Origin of the sequence: Streptomyces atriruber, assembly GCF_001418325.1 — a bacterium.
GTDB lineage: Bacteria > Actinomycetota > Actinomycetes > Streptomycetales > Streptomycetaceae > Streptomyces > Streptomyces atriruber.
In genome coordinates, this window is record NZ_LIPN01000114.1 from 1 (window position 1) to 23,882 (window position 23,882).

General features: G+C 70.5%; 25 protein-coding genes and 2 pseudogenes. 19 read left to right on the forward strand and 8 right to left on the reverse strand.

Going from position 1 to position 23,882, the window contains the following annotated elements:
* Both AOK03_RS13575 and AOK03_RS13580 read left to right on the forward strand, forming a co-directional pair.
* Positions 1–204: pseudogene (locus AOK03_RS13575) on the forward strand (hypothetical protein); the annotation flags it as partial.
* A 156-nt stretch (positions 205–360) separates the two neighbouring features.
* Entirely contained in the window at positions 361–813 is a 453-nt protein-coding gene (locus tag AOK03_RS13580; RefSeq protein ID WP_055565516.1) for a MarR family winged helix-turn-helix transcriptional regulator, read from the forward strand.
* Between the two features lie 48 nt (positions 814–861).
* On the opposite strand, the gene AOK03_RS13585 is transcribed toward AOK03_RS13580, so the two are convergent.
* The 3 genes from AOK03_RS13585 to AOK03_RS13595 form a co-directional block, all read right to left on the reverse strand.
* Positions 862–2,289 carry an MFS transporter gene (locus tag AOK03_RS13585; RefSeq protein ID WP_055565489.1) on the reverse strand — a complete coding sequence of 476 codons (1,428 nt, stop codon included), beginning with the start codon at positions 2,287–2,289 and terminating at the stop codon, positions 862–864.
* 161 nt (positions 2,290–2,450) lie between these two features.
* Positions 2,451–2,966: a GNAT family N-acetyltransferase gene (locus AOK03_RS13590; RefSeq protein ID WP_055565490.1), complete on the reverse strand. Its 516-nt coding sequence runs from the start codon at positions 2,964–2,966 to the stop codon at positions 2,451–2,453.
* 47 nt (positions 2,967–3,013) lie between these two features.
* Positions 3,014–3,913 carry a helix-turn-helix domain-containing protein gene (locus tag AOK03_RS13595; protein ID WP_055565491.1) on the reverse strand — a complete coding sequence of 300 codons (900 nt, stop codon included), beginning with the start codon at positions 3,911–3,913 and terminating at the stop codon, positions 3,014–3,016.
* Positions 3,914–4,002: 89 nt separating this feature from the next.
* Between AOK03_RS13595 and AOK03_RS13600 the strand changes: the two genes are divergently transcribed.
* From AOK03_RS13600 to AOK03_RS13610, 3 genes are all read left to right on the forward strand, one after another.
* Positions 4,003–4,617, forward strand: coding sequence for a TIGR03086 family metal-binding protein (locus AOK03_RS13600; RefSeq protein WP_055565492.1), 615 nt, complete (start codon positions 4,003–4,005; stop codon positions 4,615–4,617).
* 177 nt (positions 4,618–4,794) lie between these two features.
* Positions 4,795–5,913 (forward strand): LLM class flavin-dependent oxidoreductase, encoded by a 1,119-nt coding sequence (locus tag AOK03_RS13605; protein WP_055565493.1) that lies wholly within the window; start codon positions 4,795–4,797, stop codon positions 5,911–5,913.
* On the forward strand, positions 5,910–6,509 hold the full coding sequence (locus AOK03_RS13610; RefSeq protein WP_055565494.1) for a CE1759 family FMN reductase: 600 nt from the start codon (positions 5,910–5,912) through the stop codon (positions 6,507–6,509). Before AOK03_RS13605 ends, AOK03_RS13610 begins: the two co-directional genes overlap by 4 nt.
* 18 nt (positions 6,510–6,527) lie before the next feature.
* Here the strand turns inward: AOK03_RS13610 and AOK03_RS13615 are convergent, their stop codons facing one another.
* On the reverse strand, positions 6,528–7,145 hold the full coding sequence (locus AOK03_RS13615; protein ID WP_079074698.1) for a hypothetical protein: 618 nt from the start codon (positions 7,143–7,145) through the stop codon (positions 6,528–6,530).
* A 163-nt stretch (positions 7,146–7,308) separates the two neighbouring features.
* Between AOK03_RS13615 and hemL the strand changes: the two genes are divergently transcribed.
* From hemL to AOK03_RS13665, 10 genes are all read left to right on the forward strand, one after another.
* A complete protein-coding gene (gene hemL, locus AOK03_RS13620; RefSeq protein WP_079074699.1) occupies positions 7,309–8,634 on the forward strand; it encodes a glutamate-1-semialdehyde 2,1-aminomutase in 1,326 nt (441 codons plus the stop codon).
* Positions 8,631–9,323 (forward strand): histidine phosphatase family protein, encoded by a 693-nt coding sequence (locus AOK03_RS13625; protein ID WP_055565497.1) that lies wholly within the window; start codon positions 8,631–8,633, stop codon positions 9,321–9,323. Before hemL ends, AOK03_RS13625 begins: the two co-directional genes overlap by 4 nt.
* Positions 9,324–9,529: 206 nt before the next feature.
* A complete protein-coding gene (locus AOK03_RS13630; RefSeq protein ID WP_107097994.1) occupies positions 9,530–10,750 on the forward strand; it encodes a polysaccharide deacetylase family protein in 1,221 nt (406 codons plus the stop codon).
* 88 nt (positions 10,751–10,838) lie between these two features.
* Positions 10,839–11,474 carry a TlpA family protein disulfide reductase gene (locus AOK03_RS13635; RefSeq protein WP_055565499.1) on the forward strand — a complete coding sequence of 212 codons (636 nt, stop codon included), beginning with the start codon at positions 10,839–10,841 and terminating at the stop codon, positions 11,472–11,474.
* Positions 11,474–12,238: a cytochrome c biogenesis CcdA family protein gene (locus AOK03_RS13640; protein WP_055565500.1), complete on the forward strand. Its 765-nt coding sequence runs from the start codon at positions 11,474–11,476 to the stop codon at positions 12,236–12,238. The genes AOK03_RS13635 and AOK03_RS13640 overlap by 1 nt, the downstream gene beginning before the upstream one ends.
* A gap of 3 nt (positions 12,239–12,241) precedes the next feature.
* Positions 12,242–14,023 (forward strand): cytochrome c biogenesis protein ResB, encoded by a 1,782-nt coding sequence (gene resB / locus AOK03_RS13645; protein ID WP_055565501.1) that lies wholly within the window; start codon positions 12,242–12,244, stop codon positions 14,021–14,023.
* The gene (gene ccsB, locus AOK03_RS13650) at positions 14,020–15,117 is read left to right on the forward strand and encodes a c-type cytochrome biogenesis protein CcsB (protein ID WP_055565502.1); all 1,098 of its coding nucleotides are present in this window, start codon (positions 14,020–14,022) and stop codon (positions 15,115–15,117) included. The genes resB and ccsB overlap by 4 nt, the downstream gene beginning before the upstream one ends.
* Positions 15,118–15,197: 80 nt before the next feature.
* Complete coding sequence (locus tag AOK03_RS13655; protein WP_055565517.1) at positions 15,198–15,833, forward strand: RNA polymerase sigma factor; 636 nt, start codon at positions 15,198–15,200, stop codon at positions 15,831–15,833.
* Positions 15,830–16,753 carry a CU044_5270 family protein gene (locus AOK03_RS13660; protein ID WP_055565503.1) on the forward strand — a complete coding sequence of 308 codons (924 nt, stop codon included), beginning with the start codon at positions 15,830–15,832 and terminating at the stop codon, positions 16,751–16,753. The genes AOK03_RS13655 and AOK03_RS13660 overlap by 4 nt, the downstream gene beginning before the upstream one ends.
* Before the next feature lie 61 nt (positions 16,754–16,814).
* Complete coding sequence (locus AOK03_RS13665) at positions 16,815–17,333, forward strand: SRPBCC domain-containing protein (RefSeq protein WP_055565504.1); 519 nt, start codon at positions 16,815–16,817, stop codon at positions 17,331–17,333.
* Here the strand turns inward: AOK03_RS13665 and AOK03_RS13670 are convergent.
* On the reverse strand, positions 17,311–18,258 hold the full coding sequence (locus tag AOK03_RS13670) for an isopenicillin N synthase family dioxygenase (RefSeq protein ID WP_055565518.1): 948 nt from the start codon (positions 18,256–18,258) through the stop codon (positions 17,311–17,313). The genes AOK03_RS13665 and AOK03_RS13670 overlap by 23 nt on opposite strands.
* A 122-nt stretch (positions 18,259–18,380) precedes the next feature.
* Between AOK03_RS13670 and AOK03_RS13675 the strand changes: the two genes are divergently transcribed.
* On the forward strand, positions 18,381–19,346 hold the full coding sequence (locus tag AOK03_RS13675) for a DMT family transporter (RefSeq protein ID WP_055565505.1): 966 nt from the start codon (positions 18,381–18,383) through the stop codon (positions 19,344–19,346).
* Here the strand turns inward: AOK03_RS13675 and AOK03_RS40810 are convergent.
* Both AOK03_RS40810 and AOK03_RS13680 read right to left on the reverse strand, forming a co-directional pair.
* Positions 19,249–20,139: pseudogene (locus tag AOK03_RS40810) on the reverse strand (LysR family transcriptional regulator); the annotation flags it as partial. The gene AOK03_RS13675 and the pseudogene AOK03_RS40810 sit on opposite strands and share 98 nt — an antisense overlap.
* A 6-nt stretch (positions 20,140–20,145) precedes the next feature.
* The gene (locus AOK03_RS13680; protein WP_055565506.1) at positions 20,146–20,463 is read right to left on the reverse strand and encodes a PLD nuclease N-terminal domain-containing protein; all 318 of its coding nucleotides are present in this window, start codon (positions 20,461–20,463) and stop codon (positions 20,146–20,148) included.
* Between the two features lie 89 nt (positions 20,464–20,552).
* On the opposite strand from AOK03_RS13680, the gene AOK03_RS13685 reads away from it, so the two are divergent.
* Genes AOK03_RS13685 through AOK03_RS13695 form a run of 3 tightly spaced genes read left to right on the forward strand, consistent with a single transcriptional unit; the run spans position 20,553 to position 23,612 of the window.
* Entirely contained in the window at positions 20,553–22,013 is a 1,461-nt protein-coding gene (locus AOK03_RS13685) for a menaquinone biosynthesis decarboxylase (protein WP_055565507.1), read from the forward strand.
* A complete protein-coding gene (gene mqnP, locus AOK03_RS13690) occupies positions 22,010–22,912 on the forward strand; it encodes a menaquinone biosynthesis prenyltransferase MqnP (RefSeq protein WP_055565508.1) in 903 nt (300 codons plus the stop codon). The genes AOK03_RS13685 and mqnP overlap by 4 nt, the downstream gene beginning before the upstream one ends.
* Positions 22,913–22,937: 25 nt before the next feature.
* Complete coding sequence (locus AOK03_RS13695; RefSeq protein ID WP_079074700.1) at positions 22,938–23,612, forward strand: UbiX family flavin prenyltransferase; 675 nt, start codon at positions 22,938–22,940, stop codon at positions 23,610–23,612.
* An 82-nt stretch (positions 23,613–23,694) separates the two neighbouring features.
* Here the strand turns inward: AOK03_RS13695 and AOK03_RS44855 are convergent, their stop codons facing one another.
* Positions 23,695–23,820, reverse strand: a complete 126-nt coding sequence (locus AOK03_RS44855) for a hypothetical protein (protein WP_279616319.1) — start codon at positions 23,818–23,820, stop codon at positions 23,695–23,697.
* Between the last annotated feature and the right edge of the window lie 62 nt (positions 23,821–23,882).

Genomic DNA, 23,882 nt, shown 5'->3' on the forward strand with positions numbered 1-23,882 from the left:
GGCGGGGTGCTGTGCCGCACCGGTGCGCTGGACGCGGGGAGCGTGGGGGAGCCCGTCGAGATCGCGGCGCGGGTGGCGGGGAGGCCGGCCGAGGTGCGGGTGCGGATCGGCACGGAGTGGAGCGGCGGGGCCGTGGACCGCAATCCGCGGAACAACGAGCAGGCGGTGCTGGCCCTCGATACGGGGGACACCTATTACTTCTGATCGCCGTGAATGTGTGCGTCGTACGCTTGCTGTCCGACGCAGATATCAGCCTCCTGGAGGAGCGTTTCCGTCATGGCGAAGAGTGCGGCGAAGAGCGCGGCGAAGAGCGGGAAGGCGGCGAGTGGGCAGCCTTCCGGGGGGCGGCGCGGGCTGCTGATGAGCGAGCTGTCCGTCGAGTCGCGGCGCTACATGGCCTCGTACGCCCTCTTCAACCAGGCCGTCGCCGACCATCTCGCGCTGCACCCCACCGACGTGCAGTGCCTGAACCTGCTCGGTCTGGAGGACGGCCCGGTCACCACCGGCCGCATCGCGGAGCTGACCGGCCTGACGACGGGCTCGGCGACGCGGCTCGTCGACCGCCTGGAGAAGGCGGGCTACGTCGTACGGGAACGGGACACCACCGACCGGCGGCGGGTGCTCGTCGCGACGGTGCCGGAGAAGGTCGCCGAGTTCGGGCGGATGTGGGGGAAGCTGAGCGGCGGCTGGTTCGAGCTCTTCGAAGGGCTCGACGACGATGAACTCGCCCTGGTCATCGGCCATATGAGGCGCACGGTGGAGTTCAGCGGGTCGCAGGTGGAGCGGATCCGGGGCGGGGAGCTGGACGGCTGACCGGTCGCGGGTCGCGGGGAGGGGCGGGGCCCGCGGCGTCCCGGCCGGTCAGTGCCCGCGCTCCTCCGGTGCCTTGCGCGGCAGCAGCCGTACGAGGGGGCAGCAGAGCAGCGTGACGCCCGCGACCACGACGAGGCTGACCGTCATGGCGTGGCCGTGGCCGCCGTCAGCGGTCTTGAAGAAGACGGTGGTGACCGTGGCCGCGCCGATGGCGGTGGCGAGCTGCTGCACCGCGCTGAGCGAGCCGCTCGCGCTGCCCGCCTCCGCCGGGGCGATGTCGCCGATCGTGACGTCGTAGACGGTGCCGAAGCAGGTGCCCATGCCGAGGCCGATGACGAGCAGCGGCGGCACGAGGGCCCAGGTGCTGGTCCCCGTGCCGGTGGCGGCGGTCTGGGCGAGGAGCCAGCCGGTGCCGGTGAGCGTGATGAGCAGGCCCGCGAGGACGAGGGTGCGGCCGAACCTGCCGATGAGTCCGTAGCAGGCGATCGACGCGACGACGATCCCGGCGGAGAGCGGGAGCAGGCCGAGCGCGGTGTCGGAGGGGGAGAGCGCGAGGCCCTGCTGGAGGAACAGCGAGATGACGTAGAGCAGTCCGGAGACGGCGGCGAAGAAGACGACGCCGAGCACCAGGCCCGATGTGAAGCCGCGGTTGCGCAGCAGCGAGGGCTGGATCAGCGGGTTCCGGGCGGTGGTCTGGCGTCGGCAGAAGAGCGCGAAGGCGGCGAGGCCGACCGCGAGGAGGAGGACGGGCAGGGCGGTCCAGCCGTTGGCGGAGCCCTCGATGAGGCCGGAGAGCAGCCCGAGCATGGTGGCGCCGAGGAGCGCGGAGCCGAGGCCGTCGATGGAGGTGGCGGGGTCGGCGCCGTCCTTGGGGAGCAGGCGGGCGGCGGCGACGAGGGCCGCGCCGCCGAGCACGAGGTTGATCAGGAACATGGGGCGCCAGCCGAGGCCGCCGAGGTCGGCGTCGATGAGGAATCCGGCGAGGACGGGGCCGCCGACGGCGGAGAGTCCCATGACGGGGCCGAAGAGGCTGAAGGCCTTGCCGATCTGTTCGCGGGGCCAGGTGGCGCCGAGGATGCCGAAGCCCTGCGGGATGACGAGGGCGCCGAACGCGCCCTGCGCGAGGCGGGCGGTGACGAGGGTCCCGGGGGTGGGGGCGAGGCCGCAGGCGAGGGAGGCGAGCGTGAAGCCGGTGAGGCCGACGAGGAAGAGGCGGCGGCGCCCGTACTTGTCGCCGAGGCGGCCGCCGAGGACGAGGAGGACGCCGAGCGCCAGCGCGTAGGAGGCGCCGAGCCACTGGATCAGGGCGGGGCCGCCGCCGAGGTCCTTCGCGATGGAGGGGGCGGCGACGTTGGTGATGGTGGCGTCGACGAGGTCGAGGACGTCGGCGGCGAGGACGACGCCGAGGACGGCCCAGCGTTTTCGGGCGGAGAGGGCGGTGGGCGGGGGCTGTGTGGTGTCGCTTTCGGTGAGCACGGGGTCCTTCGTTCCGGAGTTGCCGGGGTGGAGGCAATCTCTGCGTAACGCAGAGATTGCGTGACGCAGGTAAATGTGAAGGAGGGGCCCCGCGGCTGTCAAGGCGATTTATGTGCCCGGCCGGGGGCGGCGGCGCGCCCCTGCTCGACCGGGCCGGGAGGTCAGCTCGGGTTCAAGGTGACGCGCCAGTCGTTGCAGGCGTGCCAGTTGCCCTTGGGGTACTCGACCGTCGACTCGCCGCGCAGCGTGAAGCCCGCCTTGCGGCACACCGCGTTCGACGCGCCGTGGTCCGTCGCGGGGAAGGCGTGCAGGTGGGCGTGGCGGCCGGCCGCCCGCGCCTGCTCGATCACGAGCCGCGCCGCGCCCGCCGCGACGCCCATGCCCTGGAACTCGGGCAGCACGCCCCAGCCGGTCTCCCAGACCGGCTCGCCCTGCCAGGCCGTCTCCCAGTACCCGATCGAGCCCGCGGTGCGGCTGTCCAGCGTGATGCGGAACATCTGGCCCTTGCCGTCGCCGAGCGCGAGATAGCGGCGGTGGCGGTCCGCGACCTTCTCCTCGCTCTCGGGGCCGCCCAAGTGCTCCGTCATCTCCGGGGTGTTGAGCCGCCGGAGCAGCGCGAGGCCGTCGTCCTCGGACCAGGGTTCAAGGCGCATTTCCGGTGCCTGTGATCGCTCCATGGACCCACCGTAGGCGGCGGGTCCGACAACGGCCCCGCGGCGAACCCTCAGTGCGGCCCGTACGCCGTCGGCGGGACGCCCACGGTCGCCGTGAAGTCCCGTACGAGGTGGGCCTGGTCGGCGTATCCCAGGGCGGCCGCCAGCTCCGCCCAGTCCACGTCCCGCTCCGACTCGGCCCGCTCCAGGGCCTCGTGGATGCGGTACCGCAGGATGATCCACTTCGGTCCCACCCCGACGTACGCGGAGAACAGCCGCTGCAGCGCCCGCACCGACATGCCCTCCGCGCGCGCGAACGCGTCCACGCGCCGGATCGAGCGGTCGTTGCGGATGCGGTCGACGAGGCCCGTCGCGAGGTCCGACTGCGGGTCCGGCGCGGGGCCGAGTCCCAGCAGGAAGGCGTCGAGTGCCGCCACGCGCGCGTGGTCGTCGTCGGGGGTGAGTGCCGCGGCCGCGGCGTTCGCCGCCTCGTCGGGGGTGCGCGGGAAGACCTGGTGCAGGGGGAGCCTGTGGCCGGTCAGGTCGGACACCGGGCGGTCCGGCGCGAACGGACGGAAGGCGCCCGGCCGGAACTGCACCCCGCACACCCGTCCGCGCCCCGCCAGCTTCCTGCTGAAGAGACCGAGTCCGATGCCCGCGACCTCTTCGAAGGTGCCCTCTTCGAAGGTGCCCTCTCCGAAGGGGCGCGGTTCGGGCCCTGGCGTGGGCGGTACGTGCGGTGCGTACGACTGGAAGACCACGTTCACCGACGGGTGCGGGACCACGTGGGTGGCGTAGGGCTCCGGCAGGTCCCAGTCGATCAGCCAGTAGTGCTCCAGATACGGGCGGAGCGCCTCCGCGGGGGTGTGGCGGCGGAACCGCACCTTGGAGAAGAGCCCGGGCGCGTCCACGATGCCCCGGGTGTCGCGACGGGGTCCTTCGGGGTCGGAAGGCGCGGGTACGTCCGGCATGGACGGATCGTAGGGCGCGGCGGTCGTGTCGGCGCGGAGTGTCGTGTTTCTTCAAGCCGCGGGCGCGTCCGCCTTCGTACCGTCGTCCCATGGACACTTCATGCACCCCCTCCGACCTCAGGATCAGCGAGCTGCTCGCCCTGGCCGCCGAGCGCGCCGCCCCCGTCGTGCGCGCCCTCCCCGACGACCGCCTGGGCGATCCCACCCCGTGCGCCGACTACGACGTGCGGGCGCTGGTCAACCACCTCTTCCACGTGGTCGTCCAGTTCCAGGAGCTGGCCGCCAAGCGGAACTCGGACTTCTCCGAGACACCGGATCATCTGGCGAACAGCGGCGACGACTGGCGCGAGCGACTCCTCGGGGAGGTGGACGAGCTCGTCCTCGCCTGGGGCGAGCCCGGCGCCGACGAGGGCACCACCGGTGCGATGGACATGCCGGCCGAGACGGTCGGCTGCATGGTGCTGCTCGACCTGACCGTGCACGCGTGGGACCTGGCGCGGGCCACGGGCCAGGAGTACCGGCAAGGGGAGGGGGAGGGGGACGCCGTCGTGGAGCGGCTGACCGCGGCGGTCGCGGGCATGGCGCCCATGGCCCGGAAGATGGGCGTCTTCGGAGAGGCCGTGCCGGTGGACGAGGCACGTGCCACCGCCTTCGAGCGGCTGCTGGCGGAGACGGGGCGCGACCCGTACTGGACGGCGCGGTAGGCGCGCCGCCACGGAGGCGCCCCGCACGGGCACCGCGGAGCCGCACCGCACGGGCGCCACCGAGCCGCACCGCACGGGCGGCGCCAGGCCCGGCGGGAATAGCTCGCGCGGTGCCTCCGTTCCGCAGGTATAGTTGAACCGTAAACAACCTGCGGAACCGCGGAGAGTGAGCCAGCCATGCAGTTCGGGATCTTCAGCGTCGGCGACGTGACCGCCGACCCGACCACCGGCCGCACCCCCACGGAGCGCGAGCGCATCAAGGCGATGGTCGCCATCGCCCTCAAGGCCGAAGAGGTCGGCCTCGACGTCTTCGCGACCGGCGAGCACCACAACCCGCCCTTCGTGCCCTCGTCCCCGACCACGATGCTCGGCTACATCGCCGCCCGCACCGAACGGCTCGTCCTCTCCACCTCCACCACGCTCATCACCACCAACGACCCGGTGAAGATCGCCGAGGACTTCGCGATGCTGCAGCACCTCGCGGACGGCCGTGTCGACCTGATGATGGGCCGCGGCAACACGGGTCCCGTCTATCCGTGGTTCGGCAAGGACATCCGCCAGGGCATCAACCTCGCCGTCGAGAACTACGCGCTCCTGCGCCGCCTCTGGGACGAGGAAGTCGTCACCTGGGAGGGCAAGTTCCGCACGCCGCTGCAGTCCTTCACCTCGACGCCCCGGCCGCTCGACGGCGTCGCGCCCTTCGTCTGGCACGGCTCGATCCGGTCCCCGGAGATCGCCGAGCAGGCCGCGTACTACGGAGACGGCTTCTTCCACAACAACATCTTCTGGCCCGCCGACCACACCAGGAAGATGGTCGAGCTGTACCGCTCGCGGTACGCGCACTACGGGCACGGCACGCCGGAGCAGGCGATCGTCGGGCTCGGCGGGCAGGTGTTCATGCGGAAGAACTCCCAGGACGCGGTGCGCGAGTTCCGCCCCTACTTCGACAACGCGCCCGTCTACGGACACGGGCCCTCGCTGGAGGAGTTCACCTCGCAGACCCCGCTCACCGTGGGCTCCCCGCAGCAGGTCATCGAGCGGACGCTGTCCTTCCGCGACAGCGTGGGTGACTACCAGCGGCAGCTGTTCCTGATGGACCACGCCGGGCTGCCCCTGAAGACCGTCCTGGAGCAGCTCGACATCCTCGGCGAGGAGGTCGTCCCCGTGCTGCGCGAGGAGTTCGCGAAGAACCGCCCGGCCGACGTCCCGGACGCGCCCACGCACGCGGCACGGACCGCCGCCCGCACCACCGCACAGGAAGAACAGGCAGAACAGGAAGCAGAGGTGACGGCATGAAGCTCGTCGTCGTATCGGCAGGCCTGAGCGTGCCCTCGTCCACCAGGCTGCTCGCCGACCGGCTCGCGGCCGCCGCCGCGCACCATGCGGAGGCGGACACCGAAGTCGTCGAGCTGCGCGACCTCGCCGTCGAGATCGCCCAGAGCCTCACCACCGGGTTCCCCGGGCCCGCCCTCGGCGCCGCGATCGACGCGGTGCGCGGCGCCGACGGTCTGATCGCCGTCACCCCGGTCTTCTCCGCCTCGTACAGCGGGCTGTTCAAGTCCTTCTTCGACGCGGTGAGCGGGTTCGACAAGGACGCGCTGGCGGGGACGCCGGTCCTCGTCGCGGCGACGGGCGGCACGGCGCGGCACTCCCTCGTCCTGGACCACGCGCTGCGGCCCCTGTTCGCCTATCTGCGGGCCGTCGTCGTGCCCACCGGGGTGTACGCGGCGTCCGAGGACTGGGGCGCGGAAGGGCTCGCGGAGCGGGTGGACCGGGCGGGCGCGGAGCTCGCGCGGCTCATGCGGCCGGCACCGGCCGAACGGACCGCCCCCGACTCGCTCGGGCCGGTCGTCCCCTTCGCGGAGCAACTCGCCGCGCTCGGCAGGTCCTAGGGGAGGGGAGGGCGACGCTCAGGGCCACACCAGGCAGTACGCCTGGTGGCCCGCGTCGTGCAGGCGGTGGCTGAAGTCCTGCCACTCGTTCAGGAGTTGGTACACGTTGAAGGCGTCGCGCGGGCCGCCGCGGTCCGGGACCGTGGACCAGATGAAGGCCGCGGCGCCCACCGACTCCTCGCCGATGCCGCGCAGCGGGTCGACGACGGTCATGGGGAGCTTCACCACGGCGTAGTCGGGGTGGAGGACGACCAGTTCGAGTGGCGGGACCTTGTGGAGGGGTATGCCCTCGATGCCGGTCAGGACCATCGCGGCCATCGTCTCGGGCTTGATCTTCGTGAACATTCCGCCCATGCCGAGCTCGTCGCCGCCGAGTTCCTCGGGGCGCATCGAGATCGGCACACGGGCGGCGGTCGCGCCGTCCGGGGCACCGAAGTACTTGTAGGTCACCCCCACCCCGCCACTCCTGCTGCTCACCCGGTCCCGCCGTGACTCGCCGATCCCGTCGGATCCGCCTCGCGCCTGGTCGGGCGCCTGCGCCGGTTCCGCTTCCGCCTCGCGTCGGTGCTTGCCCCGCCGGGCACGCCGGGGGCCCAGGCCGTCGGTCCCCTCGCCCAGTCCGCCACCGCGATGCATATCTCCACCCGACTGCTTTGCCAGGGCGGCACGGCCCTGTCTTTTCTAGGCCTCGCGGCCCCGCCACGCAACCCGATCATCGTGTCAGTGACCTCCCCCACGTTCACCCGCTAAAACGTGGAGCGAAACACCTGTCCGCAGGATGTCCGGACCCTCTGACACCATGGCTCGTGTGAGCTTCCCGTATAGCGCCCCAGTTTCGCAGACTCTTTTCGACCGTGCGGCGGCCGTGACGCCCGGCGGTGTGAACTCTCCCGTGCGCGCGTTCCGCGCTGTGGGTGGTACGCCCCGTTTCATGGTGTCCGGTGCCGGTCCGTACCTGACTGATGCCGACGGCCGTGAGTACGTCGACCTCGTGTGCTCATGGGGTCCGATGATCCTCGGGCACAGCCACCCCGAGGTGACCGCCGCCGTGCAGGAGGCCGTCTCGCGCGGCACCTCCTTCGGCACGCCCGGTGAGGGCGAGGTCGCGCTCGCCGAGGAGATCGTGGCCCGCATCGAGCCCGTCGAGCAGGTGCGGCTCGTCTCCAGCGGCACCGAGGCGACGATGTCCGCCATCCGGCTGGCGCGCGGCTTCACCGGCCGCGCCAAGGTGATCAAGTTCGCCGGTTGCTACCACGGACACGTCGACGCGCTGCTCGCCTCGGCGGGTTCGGGCGTGGCGACGTTCGGCCTGCCCGACACCCCGGGTGTCACCGGTGCCCAGGCGGGCGACACCATCGTCGTCCCGTACAACGACATCGAGGCCGTGCACGAGGCCTTCCACAAGTACCCCGGCGAGATCGCCTGCGTCATCACCGAGGCGTCGCCGGGCAACATGGGCGTGGTGCCGCCGCTGCCGGGCTTCAACGAGGGCCTGAAGGCCGCCTGCGCCAAGAACGGCGCGCTGTACATCTCGGACGAGGTGATGACCGGCTTCCGCACGTCGAAGGCCGGCTGGTTCGGCGTGGACGGCGTGACGCCCGACCTGATGACCTTCGGCAAGGTCATGGGCGGCGGCTTCCCGGCCGCGGCCTTCGGCGGTCGCGCCGACGTCATGGCGCACCTCGCCCCGGCGGGCCCCGTCTACCAGGCGGGCACGCTGTCCGGGAACCCGGTCGCGACGGCCGCGGGCCTCGCGCAGCTGCGCCTCCTGGACGACGCGGCGTACGAGAAGGTGGACGCCGTCTCCGCGGAGCTCCGCTCGCTCGTGACGGAGGCGCTCGCCAAGGAGGGCGTCGCCCACCGGGTGCAGAACGCGTCGAACATGTTCTCCGTCTTCTTCGCCGACCGCGAGGTGCGCAACTACGAGGGCGCGAAGGCGCAGGACTCCTTCCGCTTCACCGCGTTCTTCCACTCGATGCTGTCGCAGGGCGTCTATCTGCCGCCGTCGGCCTTCGAGTCCTGGTTCGTGTCCACCGCTCACGACGAGCGGGCCGTCGAGCGGATCGCCGCGGCCCTGCCGGGTGCCGCGCGTGCGGCCGCGGAAGCCACGGAGGTCTCCGCATGACCGCCACCCCGGCGGGCGACGAGCTGACCGTCGTCCACGTGATGCGCCACGGCGAGGTGCACAACCCGGAGGGGATCCTGTACGGGCGGCTGCCCGACTACCACCTCTCCGAGCTGGGCCGGCAGATGGCCGACCGCGTCGCCGAGCACCTCTCCCAGCGCGACATCACGCATGTCGTCGCCTCGCCGCTGGACCGCGCCCAGGAGACGGCCACGCCGATCGCCAAGGCGCACGGTCTGGACCTCGCCACCGACGGGCGGCTCATCGAGGCGGGCAACGTCTTCGAGGGCAAGACCTTCGGGGTGGGGGACGGCGCGCTGAAGAACCCGGACAACTGGAAGCACCTCGTCAACCCCTTCAAGCCCTCCTGGGGCGAGCCGTACATCGAGCAGGTCGTGCGGATGATGGGCGCCCTGGACGCGGCGAAGGACGCGGCCCGCGGGCACGAGGCGGTGTGCGTCAGCCACCAGCTGCCGATCTGGATCGTGCGCAGTTTCGTGGAGAAGCGGCGGCTGTGGCACGACCCGCGCAAGCGGCAGTGCACGCTCGCCTCGCTGACGACGTTCACCTATCGCGGCGACAAGATCGTTTCGGTGGGATATACCGAGCCCGCCAGGGATCTCGTACCCGCGCATCTGCTCGCGGGTGCCAAGCCGGTGAAGGGCAAGGGCAAGGCATTCGGCGCCTGAGGGCATCTGCTTTTCCCTTTCGGCTGCCCCTTGGGAATATCGACGTCGTGTAATCGCGCGGCAACTGTATGTCCCGTTCCGGTAAAACAACATAAATAATTGCGACTTACCGGAACCCCCGTGATCGTCGCGCCCTCTAACTGGTCGTCCGTCTTGCAGGCAGATAGAGCAGGGCCGGACCCAAGGGCGCGACGAATGGGGATGGAATGCGCGACATCAGCCGCAGGGGAATGCTCGGGATCGGCGCCGGTGCGGCCGCCGCTTTCGGGCTCGCGGCATGCGGCTCCGGCGGCGACGGCGATGCGTCGGGGCCCGCCGGAAAGGCCGGGGACGAGCAGGGCCGCGCGGGCAAGCAGCCCGCCAAGCCGATCGGTGACGGTTCGACCGCCTACACCGGCAAGCAGCCCCACCAGCCGGACAAGCCCGTGCCACTGAAGCCGGGCGAGACGCCGCCGCAGTTCGTGATCTTCTCCTGGGACGGTGCGGGCGAAGTGGGGAACGGTCTGTTCCCGCGCTTTTTGAAGCTCGCCAAGGAGCACGACGCACACATGACGTTCTTCCTCTCCGGGCTTTATCTGCTGCCGGAATCGAAGAAGCGCATGTACCGTCCGCCGAACAACGGCGTCGGCGCATCCGACATCGGATATCTCACCGACGGTCACATCAAGGACACACTGAAGTACGTCCGCGAAGCCTGGCTCGACGGCCATGAAATCGGCACGCACTTCAACGGGCACTTCTGCGCGGGCACGGGTTCGGTCGCCAACTGGACGTCCGCGCAGTGGCAGGACGAGATCGACCAGGCCAAGTCCTTTGTGAAGAAGTGGCGTACGAACACGGGCTGGACCGACCTGCCTTCGCTGCCCTTCGACTACGACAAGGAACTCGTCGGCGGCCGCACGCCCTGTCTGCTCGGCCAGGACAACCTGCTGCCGACGGCGAAGAAGCTCGGCTGGCGCTACGACGCGTCCTCGCCCGGCGGCCGCCAGCGCTGGCCCCAGAAGAAGATGGGCATCTGGGACCTGCCGCTGCAGGCCGTGCCCTTCCCCGGGCACTCCTTCGAGGTCCTGTCGATGGACTACAACATCCTCGCCAACCAGTCGAAGAACTCGACGAAGGCTCCCTCGTACAACTACCCGGGCTGGCGCAAGCAGGCCACGGAGGCGTACATATCCGGCTTCAAGCGGGCCTACGAGAGCAACCGCGCGCCGTTCTTCATCGGCAACCACTTCGAGGAGTGGAACGGCGGCATCTACATGGATGCCGTGGAGGAGGCCCTGAAGCACATCGCGGGCAAGAAGGACGTGCGCCTCGTCTCGTTCCGGCAGTTCGTCGACTGGCTCGACGTGCAGGACCCGAAGGTCCTCGCCAAGCTCCAGGGCCTTGAGGTCGGCCAGCAGCCGGCCGGGGGCTGGAAGAGCCTCTGAGACGGTCTCCCGGCCGCTCTGAAGAGCGGACTTCGTTCGGTGGAGGGGGTGCGGAAGATCCGCGAAATGGACATGCGAAACTTTTCACATGAGTGTTGCCTGCCGTGCCCCACACCGCATCGATAGCAGCAGTCACCGTCGCAGTCGTGCCGCCCTGCTCGCCGCAGGTGCCGCCGTCGCCGCGCTGACACTGTCCGCCTGCAGTTCCGGCGGCACGTCGGGCGGTTCCGGGAACACGAACTTCGTCGCCGGATCCGACGGCATCGCCACCGTCAAGAAGGCGGACCGCAAGTCGAACCCGTCGCTCGACGGGGAGACCCTCGACGGCAAGAAGCTGAACATCGCCGAGGACTACAAGGGCAAGATCGTAGTCATCAACGTGTGGGGATCCTGGTGCGCGCCGTGCCGGGCCGAGGCGCCGAACTTCGTGAAGGTCGCCGCGGACACGAAGGCCAAGGGCGTCGAGTTCGTCGGGATCAACACGCGTGACCCCGAGCGGGGCCCGGCGATCCAGTTCGAGAAGGAACACAAGGTTCCCTACCCGAGCCTGCACGACCCGATGGGCAAGCTCATGCTGCGCTTCCCCAAGGGCTCGCTCAACCCGAACTTCATCCCCTCCACGCTCGTCGTCGACCGGGACGGGAAGATCGCGGCCCGCTCGCAGCAGCCGCTGGACGAAGAGAAGCTGCGGAAGATGATCGACCCCGTGCTCGCGGAGAAGTGATGTCGACGCTCGCGGCCATCAGCGGACCCAACCAGACCGTGCTGAGCGGGGCCCTGCTCCTCGCGATCCCGGTTGCCGTGCTCGGCGGGCTCGTCTCCTTCTTCTCGCCCTGCGTCCTGCCGCTGGTGCCCGGCTATCTGTCGTACGTCACCGGGGTCAGCGGACAGGACCTCGGCGAGGCACGGCGCGGCCGGATGGCCGCGGGTGCCGGTCTCTTCGTGGCCGGCTTCACCGTGGTCTTCGTCTCGGCCACCGTCTTCTTCGGTGCCCTCGGGCGCACGCTCAGGGAGCACCAGAGCACCATCAACACGACGCTCGGCGTGGTCATGATCGCGCTCGGGCTCTTCTTCATGGGGCTCATGCCGTGGCTCACCCAGCGCGAGTTCCGCTTCCACAAGCGGCCCGCCGTCGGCCTGGCCGGCGCACCGATAGTGGGCGCCCTCTTCGCCGTCGGCTGGACGCCCTGCATCGGCCCGACGCTCGCCTCGGTCGTCGCCCTGTCCGCGGACGGCGCCAACCCGCAGCGCGGCGCCATCCTCGGGGTCGCGTACTCTCTGGGGCTCGGTATCCCGTTCATCCTCGCGGCCGTGGCCTTCCGCAAGACGCTCGGCGCCTTCGGCTGGGTGAAGCGGCACTACGTCTGGGTGATGCGCATCGGCGGCATCATGATGATCGCGACCGGCCTGCTCCTCGTCACCGGCGCATGGGACAGCATCGTGCAGGAGATGCAGGTCTGGACCAACGGCTACACGGTGGGGATCTGATCCATGAGCAAGACCGAAGCTCCCGAAGGAACGACCGGAGCCCCCGAGGGCACGACCGAGGCGCGTGAGGACAGCGACCTCGGTGCCGCGGGCGCCAAGCTGTCGACCGCGCCACGGGAGCGGGACGAGCCCCCCAACCTGCCCCGCCTCGGCCTCATCGGCTGGGTCCGCTGGTTCTGGCGGCAGCTCACCTCGATGCGGGTCGCGCTGATCCTGCTCCTGCTGCTCTCCCTCGGCGCGATCCCGGGCTCGCTGATCCCGCAGAACAACGTCGACGAGCTCAAGGTCCAGGACTTCATGGACCGGCACACCACGCTCGCTCCGATCTACGACAAGCTGCAGCTCTTCGACGTCTACAGCTCGGTGTGGTTCTCCGCGATCTACATCCTGCTCTTCGTCTCCCTCATCGGCTGCATCGTGCCCCGCACCTGGCAGTTCGTCGGCCAGCTCCGCGGCCGCCCGCCGGGCGCCCCCAGGAAGCTGACCCGGCTGCCCGCGTACACGACGTGGCGCACCGACGCCGAGCCCGAGCAGGTGCACGAGGCCGCGCTCGCGATGCTCAGGCAGCGCCGCTTCCGCGCCCACACCGCGGGCTCCGGCGCGGGCGGCTCCGTCGCCGCGGAGAAGGGCTACCTGCGCGAGGCGGGCAACCTGCTCTTCCACATCGCGCTGATCGTGATGCTGCTCGCGTTCGCCGCCGGACAGCTCTTCAAGTCCGAGGGCGGCAAGCTGGTGATGGAGGGCGACGGCTTCGCCAACACCCTCAGCCAGTACGACGACTTCAAGTCGGGCAGCCTCTACGACACCGACGACCTGGCACCCTTCAGCTTCAAGCTCGACAATTTCGTCGGCACGTACCAGGAGAAGGGCCCCAACCGCGGCACGGCCCGCACCTATCGCGCGGACGTCACCTACAGCGAAGGCCCCGACGGCGCCGAGAAGAAGAAGTCCATCGAGGTCAACGAGCCGCTGGACGTCGACGGCTCGAAGGTCTACCTAATCGGCCACGGCTTCGCCCCCGCCGTCACCGTCCGCGACGGCAAGGGCAAGGTCGTCTACCGGGCGTCCGTGCCGGTGCTGCCCATCGACCAGAACGGCACCGCGACCGGCGCCATCAAGGTCATGGACGGCTACCGCGACAAGAACGGCAACCCGGACCAGCTCGGCTTCAACGCCTTCTTCGTGCCGACCTTCGCGGGCGTCGGCAAGGGCCAGATGTTCTCGCAGTTCCCCGCCGCGAACTACCCGGTCCTCGCCCTGTCCGCCTACCACGGCAGCCTGGGCGTCAACTCCGGTGTCCCGCAGAACGTGTACCAGCTGGACACCCGCAAGATGACGAAGTTCAAGGACGCCGACGGCGAACTGCTCAAGCAGCGGCTGCGCCCCGGCGAGACCATGAAGCTCCCGGACGGCGCCGGCTCGATCACCTTCGAGAAGGACCTCAAGGAGTGGGCGACCTTCCAGATCTCCCAGCAGCCCGGCACCGGGTGGGCGCTGACCGGCGCGATCGGCGCCGTCGTGGGTCTCGCGGGATCCCTGTTCATCCAGCGCCGCCGCGTGTGGGTGCGGGCGGTCAAGGGGGCCGACGGCGTCACCGTCGTCGAGATGGCGGGCCTCGGCCGCAGCGAGTCCGCGAAGGTTCCCGAGGAGCTGTCCCAGCTCGCCGCACAGCTGCACGATCAGGCGCCGACCGCGCCCGCACAGGACCCGGACGCGGAAGCCACCTCCGGCTCCGACGCCGCAACCGACCCCGATGTCGTACCTGCCGAAGGGGCTGAGAAGTGAATCTCGCCACCACCCTGGCCGCCGAGCCCAACGAGAACCTCGCGCACATCAGCAACGTGCTGATCTACTCCGCGATGGCCGTCTACCTCCTGGCGTTCTTCGCGCACATGGCGGAGTGGCTCTTCGGCAGCCGCAGCAAGGTCGCCCGCACGGCGGCCGCGCTCACCCAGAGCAAGACCGCCGCGGCCTCGGCCGCGCCCGCCGTCACCACCCAGACCAAGGGCGGCACGGCGACGCTGGAGCGGCCCAAGGTCGTCACCCGGTCCGTGGCCGGTGCGCGTGACGTGCCGGACGGGCCCGGTGCCTCGGCGGGCGACGAGAAGGGCGACCTCTACGGCCGCATCGCCGTGTCCCTCACGGTGCTCGCCTTCCTGCTCGAGTTCGGCGGCGTGCTCACCCGCGCCCTGTCGGTGCAGCGCGCGCCGTGGGGCAACATGTACGAGTTCAACATCACCTTCTCCACCGTCGCCGTCGGCGTGTACCTGGGGCTGCTCGCGCTGAAGAAGCCCATCGCCTGGCTCGGCCTGCCGCTGGTCACCTCGGTCCTCCTGGACCTCGGTCTCGCCGTCACCGTGCTGTACACCGACAGCGACCAGCTGGTCCCCGCGCTCCACTCGTACTGGCTGTGGATCCACGTCTCCACCGCGATCTTCTGCGGTGCGGTCTTCTACGTCGGCTTCGTCTCGACGATGCTCTACCTCTTCCGGGACAGCTACGAGTCGAAGCTCGCCGGCGGCGGACAGCCCGGCAAGTTCGCCACCTCCGTCCTGGAGCGGCTCCCCTCGGCGGCCTCGCTCGACAAGTTCTCGTACCGCCTGAACGCCGCGATCTTCCCGCTGTGGACGTTCACGATCATCGCGGGCGCGATCTGGGCGGGCGACGCATGGGGCCGCTACTGGGGCTGGGACCCCAAGGAGGTCTGGTCCTTCATCACGTGGGTCGCGTACGCCGGTTACCTGCACGCCCGCGCCACCGCGGGCTGGAAGGGCCGCAAGGCCGCCTACCTGGCCCTGATCGCCTTCGGCTGCTGGCTGTTCAACTACTACGGCGTGAACATCTTCGTCACCGGCAAGCACTCGTACGCCGGGGTCTGAGCGACTCACCTCCGCAAGAAGCCGGTTCCCGTGACCCAGGTCACGGGAACCGGCTTCTTCCGTACGGACAGGTAGTGGGCGTGGAGACGAACCAGGGGGAACTTCAGGCACGGCACAGAGCGCTGCGCGTCCGCATCAGGGACGGTGACGCCGACGCCTTCGGCGAGCTCTTCGACGCCTGCGCGCGCTCCGTGTACAACCACGCCTACCGCCTCACCGGGGACTGGACACAGGCCGAGGACATCGTGTCGCTGACCTTCCTCGACGCCTGGCGGCTGCGCGGCAGGGTCGACGAGGACGGCGGCTCGCTGCGGCCCTGGCTGCTCGGCGTCGCCACGAACGTCACCCGCAACACGCGCAGGGCCGCGCGCAGGCACGCCGCCGCCGTCGCTCGGCTGCCGCGCGACGAGGTGGTCGCCGACTTCGCGGACGAGCTCGCCGGGCGCATCGACGACGAGGAGCAGCTCGCCCTCGTCCGCACGGCCCTGGCCGAACTGCGCCGCCCCGAGCGCGAGGTGCTCGCGCTGTGCGTCTGGTCGGGGCTCGACTACGCCTCCGCGGCGGCCGCGCTCGGCATCCCGGTCGGCACGGTGCGCTCCCGGCTCTCGCGGGCCCGGGTGAAACTCGCAAAAGCCTTGGAACCACCCAAGAGGCGCGGACAGGCAAGAGGTGACCGCACCACCGCGGTCAGGCCCATCAAGGAGGGAAACCGATGAACGACTTTCCCGAGCGCGACCTTCCACCGGGCCGTCATCACCTGCTCAAGGAGCACCTGTTGACCGAGATCCGGCAGAGCGGGGCCACCGCGGCCGCGCCGAAGAAGAACTCCAAGATCTGGTTCCGCCCCGCGCTCGCCACGGGGGCGGTGGCCGCGGCCGTCGTGGCGGGCCTGCTGGTCGCCTCGCCGTTCGGCGACCAGGCGGCGCAGGCGGGGCCGCCGTCCGAGGAGACCGTGCGGATGCTGGAGCAGATCGCCGCGGCGGCGGAGAAGCAGCCGGAACCGAAGGGGCTGCGCGACGACCAGTTCGTGTACATCAGGACCAAGGAGCGGTACATGGAGACGGGCAGCGACGAGACGGCCCGCATCCAGCCCCTGCACGTCCGGGAGTACTGGGAGTCCGTCGACGGCAGGCACACGGAGGTGGTGGACGACCGCGTCGACGGCTTCGATCACGAGCGCATGCCGCCGGACCTGCCCCTGACGGAGGGCGACTCGCACTACCGCAGCCTGCAGAAGCTGCCGACCGACCCGGTCAACATGCGGGACTGGCTGTACCGGGTGTCCTCGGGCGGCGAGAGCAGGGACCAGAACGCCTTCGTGCTCGTCGGCGACCTCTGCGGCGGCCTGATGCCCCCGAAGCAGGCCGCGGCGCTCTACCTCGCCGCGTCGAAGATCCCCGGCGTCGAGGTGCGCGAGGACGCGGTGGACGCGGCGGGCCGGCACGGCGTGGCCATCGCCAGGGAGAACGACGGCGAGCGGCAGGAACTGATCTTCGACAAGGAGACCAAGCAGTTCCTGGGCGAGCGGCAGGTGGCGGCCGAGGACCTGCCGACGGGCTTCAAGAAGGGCACGGTGACCGGGCACAGCGCCGTCCTGGAGCGCGTCGTCGTCGACGAGGCGGGACGGCGCCCGTAAGAACGTGCCGCCTCAGGGTGTCAGGGGTGCGGGGCGGGTCGCCCAGGTCCAGTCTGGACCCATGACCGCGACCATCGGACAAGGCACGAGCCGCACCGACGGCTCCACCCAGCACCTCCGGTACGAACTGCACCTTCCCCACCCTGTGGACAAGGTCTGGGCGGCGGTGGCCACCCCCGGCGGACTGCCGGGGTGGCTCGCCGCCGCCGACGTGTTCGAGCCCCGGCTCGGCGGCGCGGTCACCCTGCGCTGGCTCAACGGCGGGGAGGACGCCACGCACTCCGGGCGCGTCACCGCGTGGGACCACGGGGTGGTCGCCGAGTACACGATCGACCTGCACGGCCGCTGCCGGTTCCACCTCGAACCCGTCGGGGCGACCGGCACCACCCTGCGCTTCACCAACGAGTTCAAGGGCGACGACGCGCTGCGGCTCGACTGCCTCGCCGGCTGGCACGACCACTTCGGGCTGCTCTCGGACGCGCTGGACGGCCGCCCCAAGGACTGGTCGACATGGACCCCGGCCCGGTGGCAGGAGCTCCGCGCCGCGTACGCGACGGCTACTCCGGCCGCTCCACGGTGATCGCGTCCAGTTGGGCCCGCAGATACACGTGCGAGTCGACGCCCCGGACGTCCGTGCCCGGGTCGCACTCGTAGAAGTACACGAGCGACATCAGCTCCTCGGCGGGCAGCTCGGCCGGTGGCGGCAGGACGCGATGGCGGCCCGACTGCCAGCGGCCGCCGGTCCAACGTGCCATCAGATCGCCGATGTTGACCGTGAAGGCCGCCGGGTCGAACGGCGCGTCCTGCCAGCCGTCCTCGTCCGTGAACACCTGCAGCCCGCCCCGGCCCGCCTGCCGGTCGAGGACCGTGACCGTCCCGAAGTCGGTGTGCGGGCCGATGCGGAACTGCCCCGGCTCCGGCTCGCCCACGGTCTCCCGCCCCGGATACCAGTTGATGTTGAAGCCCCACGTGGGGTGCCCGGTGTGGCGGGTGAAGAAGTCCGCGCCGCCGTCCTCGCCCAGCGCCACCCCGAGGAGTTCCAGGAGCCGGTCCGAGAGCGTCCGCATCTCCCGCAGATACGTCTGCACCAGGGCCCGCAGCTCCGGCGTCTCCTCCGGCCACGTGTTCGCCGCGAACCACTCCGCGTCCACGGCCTCGTCACCGGTCGGCTCGTCCGCCGCGAAGGACAGCGACTCCTTGAGGTCCGGGGGAGCGGCCGTGCCCTCCGCACAGCTGTTGGCCTCGGCGCCCGGGCCCAGCCAGCCGCGGCCGCCGACCCGCACCGCGTACGCCCGCTTCGCCTCCTCCGGCAGCCGGAAGAAGCCGCGCGCCGAGGACCGGATCGCCGTGCGCAGCGCCGGATCGACGCCGTGCCCGGTGACCAGGAGGAACCCGGCCGTCCGCAGGGCCTCGTCGACGGTCCGCGCCGTCCGCGCACGGGCCTCGGGATCGCCGGAGAGCCACGGCCGCAGGTCGACGGTCGGGATGCGCGATGCGTTGCTCATGCCTGCCATCGTGCCCACCCGGACCCCCGGTCAGGCCTCATCGACAGCGCCGATGGCCCCATCGGGAGGACGCCCCACTGGCGCGTGGACCAGCACGTACGCCCGCTCGTAGCTTCATCGGCATGACCACCACCACGCCTTCGGAGCGCACGGGCACCGCCCAGCTCACCGCCGCCATGATGCTGTCGGGCACCCTCGGGATCTTCGTCGTCGAGTCCGGCGCCTCCGCCTTCAACGTCGTCTTCTTCCGCGTCCTGTTCGGCGCCCTCGCGCTCGGCACGTACGCCTTCGCCCGCGGCTACTTCCGCGACCACGGCCTCACCCTCAAGAAGCTCGGCCTCGCCGCGCTCGGCGGGGTGTTCATCGTCTTCAACTGGGTGTTCCTCTTCAAGGCGTACGAAGCCAGCTCGATCTCACTGGCCACCGTCGTCTACCACACCCAGCCGTTCTTCCTCGTGCTGCTCAGCGCCCTCGTCCTGCGCGAGCGCCTGACCCGCCCCCAACTGGGCTGGCTGACGGCCGCGTTCGCGGGACTCGTGCTGGTCTCCGGGGTGCGCCCGGGCGACGCGGGCTCGCTCGCGGGCATCGGCCTCGCGCTCCTCGCCGCCGTCCTCTACGCCCTGTCCACGCTCGTCACCAAGCGCGTCACCGGCGTCCGGCCGCACCTGGTCGCCCTGGTCCAGGTCGTCGTCGGCATCCCGCTGCTGCTGCCCTTCACCGACTTCGGCGCGATGAGCGGCACCGGCGCGGGCTGGGCCTGGCTCGCCGGACTCGGCGTGATCCACACCGGCCTGATGTACGTCCTGATGTACGCGGCGTACGCCAAGCTGCCCACCGCCAAGATCGCCGTGCTCGCCTTCACCTACCCGGCGGTCGCGATGGTCGCCGACTGGGCGGTCTACGGCCACCACATCGGACTCGTCCAGGCGCTCGGCGTCCCGCTGATCGTGCTGGCCAGCCTCAAGGTGACGCTGGGCCGGGGGACGAACTCTGCTCCCGCACGAGCCGCACGGCCTGCTCCACGAACAGCCGCACCTGCGGAGCGAGACGCTTCCCCGACCGCCACGCGAGCTGCGTCCACAGCGTGAACGGCGGCTCCCAGTCCAGCCGGACCAGCGTGCCGTCCGCGAGCTCCCGCGCCACCGCCACGGCGGGCAGCAGCGCGACACCCAGACCGCCCGCCACCCCCTGCTTCGTCGCCTCGATGGTGCCGAACTCCATGAAGGGGGGCGGCGCGCCGGTCCGTTCGCGCAGCTCCTCCTCGAACAGGTCCCGGTACGGGCAGCCGGGCTCGGTCCCGACGAGCTGCGCCGACGCCAGGTCGCCGGTGCCGAGGGAGTCCGCGCCGCGCGCCGCCAGCGGATGGCCGGGGGCGCAGACCAGCACCAGCGGCTCCCGCGCGAGGACCTCGGTCTCCAGGCCCTGGTGCTCGGTCTCCGGCTCCATCAGGAAGCCCACGTCGTACGTTCCCTGCCGCAGCGCCTGCCGGGTCTCGTCGCCCAGCGTGGGGCGCAGCGAGAGCCGCACCTTCGGGTAGCGGTGGTGGAAGAGTTCGAGGAGCGGCGGCAGCCGGTAGGACGTCAGCGACTCCATCGTGCCCACCGCGATCGCGCCGGAGGGCTCCTCGGCGCCGACGACGGTGGCCCGTGCCTCGTCGGAGAGCTCGATGATCTGCCGGGCGTAGGGCAGCAGCCGCTCGCCCGCCTCGGTGAGCCGGATGCGGCTGCCGAGCCGGTCGAAGAGCTCCGTGCCGAGTGACGTCTCCAGGGCGCGGACCTGGCTGGTGACGCTGGACTGCGCGTACTTCAGCTCGGTGGCGGCGCGGGTGAAGCTGAGGACGGTGGCGACCTTCTCGAAGGTCACGAGCAGCCGCAGTTCCACGGACCCTCAGCCCTCGTTGCCCTTGTCGCGCCGGTTCTCGTCCGGGTCCTCTTCCTTTTCCTTCAGGGACTTCAGGAACTCCGGGTTGTCGTCGGGGGCCACCCAGCCGCCCCGGCCGCGCCGGCCGCTGCCGGGGGCGTGGCGCTTCTTGCCGGTGACGAACCAGGCGACGGGGCCGAGCAGCACCTCTCCGAAGAGCAGCACGATGATGACCCACACCACCTTGGGCAGATGCCTGACCTCCTTCTCCGGAGTGTTCAGGACATCGATGAAGGCATAGATCCACACCGCCAGGACCAGCAGGAACGGCAGATACCTGAGCATGGTGGCGCGATCCCCCAAGCGGTTGCGGCGGTAGGCGTGCGTGCCCCCGGTGACGGGGCCAGGGTAACCGGTGCCGGATACTGGAACGCATGGCTTACGACGATCTTCGCTCCCTGCTCCGGGCACTGGACCGCGAGGGCGATCTCAAGCGCATCAAGGCCGAGGTCGACCCGTATCTGGAGGTCGGCGAGATCACCGACCGCGTCCAGAAGGCCGGTGGCCCCGCGCTCCTCTTCGAGAACGTCAAGGGCTCCGCGATGCCCCTGGCGATGAACGTGTACGGGACGGACCGCCGCCTCCTGAAGGCGCTCGGCCTGAAGTCGTACAACGAGATCAGCGAGAAGATCGGCGGGCTGCTCAAGCCGGAGCTGCCGCACGGCTTCGTCGGTGTGCGCGAGGCCTTCGGGAAGCTCGGCGCGATGACGCACGTCCCCCCGAAGAAGGTGAAGTCCGACAGCGCGCCCGTGCAGGAGGTGGTCCTCACCGGCGACGACGTGGACCTGGAGCAGCTGCCCGCGCTCTTCACCTGGCCCGAGGACGGCGGCTCCTTCTTCAACCTCGGCCTGACCCACACCAAGGACCCCGACACCGGCGTCCGCAATCTCGGTCTGTACCGCCTGCAGCGCCACGACAAGCGCACCATCGGCATGCACTGGCAGATCCACAAGGACAGCCGCAACCACTACCAGGTGGCCGCCCGCCGCGGCGAGAAGCTGCCCGTCGCCATCGCCTTCGGCTGCCCGCCCGCCGTGACGTACGCGTCGACGGCGCCGCTGCCCGGCGACATGGACGAGTACATGCTGGCCGGGTTCATCCAGGGCAAGCGCGTCGAGATGGTCGACTGCAAGACGGTTCCGCTGCAGGTCCCCGCGCACGCCGAGGTCGTCATCGAGGGCTGGCTGGAGCCGGGCGAGATGCTGCCGGAGGGTCCCTTCGGCGACCACACGGGCTTCTACACGCCGCAGGAACCGTTCCCCGCACTGAAGATCGACTGCGTGACGATGCGGAAGCGCCCGCTGCTCCAGTCGATCGTGGTCGGCCGCCCGCCGACGGAGGACGGCCCCCTCGGCCGCGCCACCGAGCGCTTCTTCCTCCCCCTGCTCAAGGTGATCGTCCCGGACATCGTGGACTACCACCTGCCGGAGTCGGGCGGCTTCCACAACTGCGCGATCGTCTCGATCGACAAGAAGTACCCGAAGCACGCCCAGAAGGTGATGCACGCCATCTGGGGCGCGCACATGATGTCCCTGACGAAGCTGATCGTCGTCGTGGACAAGGACTGTGACGTGCACGATCTGCACGAGGTGTCCTGGCGCGCGCTCGGCAACACGGACTACGCCTGTGACCTCACGGTCGTCGAGGGCCCCGTCGACCACCTCGACCACGCCTCCTACCAGCAGTTCTGGGGCGGCAAGGCGGGCATCGACGCGACGAAGAAGCTGCCCGAAGAGGGCTACGTACGGGACGGGGGCTGGCCGAACATGGTCGAGTCCGACCCGTCCATCGCGGCGAAGGTCGACCGCCGCTGGAAGGAGTACGGACTCTCGTGAGTTCAGCATCAGCCGCGATCCCGCAGCCGGGGCGCACCAAGGCCTTTCTTCGGCTCGTGATGATCGAGCACTCGGTGTTCGCGCTGCCGTTCGCGTACATCGCCGCGCTGACCGCGATGTTCCAGCTGGACGGGAACATCCACTGGGGGCGGCTGCTCCTGGTGACCGTGTGCATGGTGGGGCTGCGGACGTTCGCCATGGCGGCGAACCGGATCATCGACCGCGAGATCGACGCCCGCAACCCGCGCACCGCCCACCGCGAGCTCGTCACGGGCGCGGTGTCGGTGAAGTCGGCGTGGACGGGCGCGCTGATCGCGCTGGTCGTGTTCCTCGCGTCGGCCGCGCTGCTCAACCCGCTCTGCCTGGCGCTCGCGCCGGTCGCGGTGATCCCGATGGTCGTCTATCCGTACGGCAAGCGGTTCACGAACTTCCCGCAGGCGATCCTCGGCCTCGCCCAGGCGATGGGCCCGGTCGGCGCCTGGATCGCGATCACCGGTGAGTGGTCGGGCCAGGCGGTGATCCTCGGGCTCGCGGTCGGCGTCTGGATCGGCGGCTTCGACCTGATCTACGCCTGTCAGGACGTGGAGACGGACCGTGAGGTCGGCGTGAAGTCGGTGCCCGCGAGGTTCGGCATCCCCGCCGCGATCCGGGGCGCCCGCGCCTGTCACCTGGTGACCACGGCGCTCTTCGTCTGGTACGCGGCGTCCACCGACGCGGGCGTGTTCTTCTGGCTGGGCCTCGCGGTCGTGGCCGGTGCCTTCGTCTACGAGCACTCGATCGTGAAGCCGCACGACCTGTCCCGGTTGAACCGTGCCTTCTTCCAGGTGAACGGGTTCATCGGAATCGCCCTGTTCGCGTGCGCGCTGCTCGATCTGCTCGTACGCGGGCTCACCGTCTGAACAGCCCGGGGATAGGCTTCACAGCGTGAACCCAGGAGATACGCAGCGTAGGCCTTGGATCGTGGGGGTGTCGGGTGCCTCGGGCACGCCGTACGCCGCCGCTGTGCTGCGTGCGCTGCTCGCGGCGGGGGAGAGCGTCGACCTCGTCGTGTCGCGGGCCTCGCGCCTGACGCTGCTCGACGAGACGGGGATCGCCTTCCGGGACGCGCACTGGCGCGACGACCTGTGGCACTGGCTGGGGCGCGGCGCGGACGGCAAGCCGGGGGTGTTCGACCCCGATGTGTCCGATGTGCGGTACTGGGCCGCCGGTGACCTGGCGGCGGGGCCGTCCTCGGGTTCGTACGCGACGAAGGGGATGCTGATCGTTCCGGCGTCCACGGCGTGCGTGGCCGGGGTGGCGCTAGGGCTCTCGAAGGACCTGCTGCAGCGGTCGGCGAGCGTGACGCTCAAGGAAGGCCGACGCCTTGTGGTCTGTGTGCGCGAGACGCCGCTGAACGGACAGACGCTGAAGCACTTGGTGAGCCTGGACGAGGCGGGCGCGATCGTGCTGCCCGCCTCTCCGGCGTTCTATGCGGGGGCGACGCACATCCAGGATCTGGTGGACTTCGTCGCCGGGCGGGTGCTGGACGCGGCACGGGTGCCGCACAGCCTGTACCGCCGGTGGGAGGGAGAGCTGGGGGGCGCTTCCGGTGGCGGGTGAGCGCCCCGAAGGGGCGCGGGGAACTGCGCGAGCGACCACGACGAAGCCGCAGTCGGCACCGGTCCCCACCCCCGCGGCGGGACTACCGCTTCTTGGCGCCCCGAGCCTTCTTGGCGGCCTTGCGCGGCGCCGCGACATTCGCACGCGAGCGGTTGGCCATGTCCTGGAGCTCGCGCATGCGGGCGTAGGCCATCTCGATCGAGTACACGGGTGACTCACTCCTGAAGGATCGTCGTTGATCGGCTGAGATTGAGAAAGATTCACAGGGGC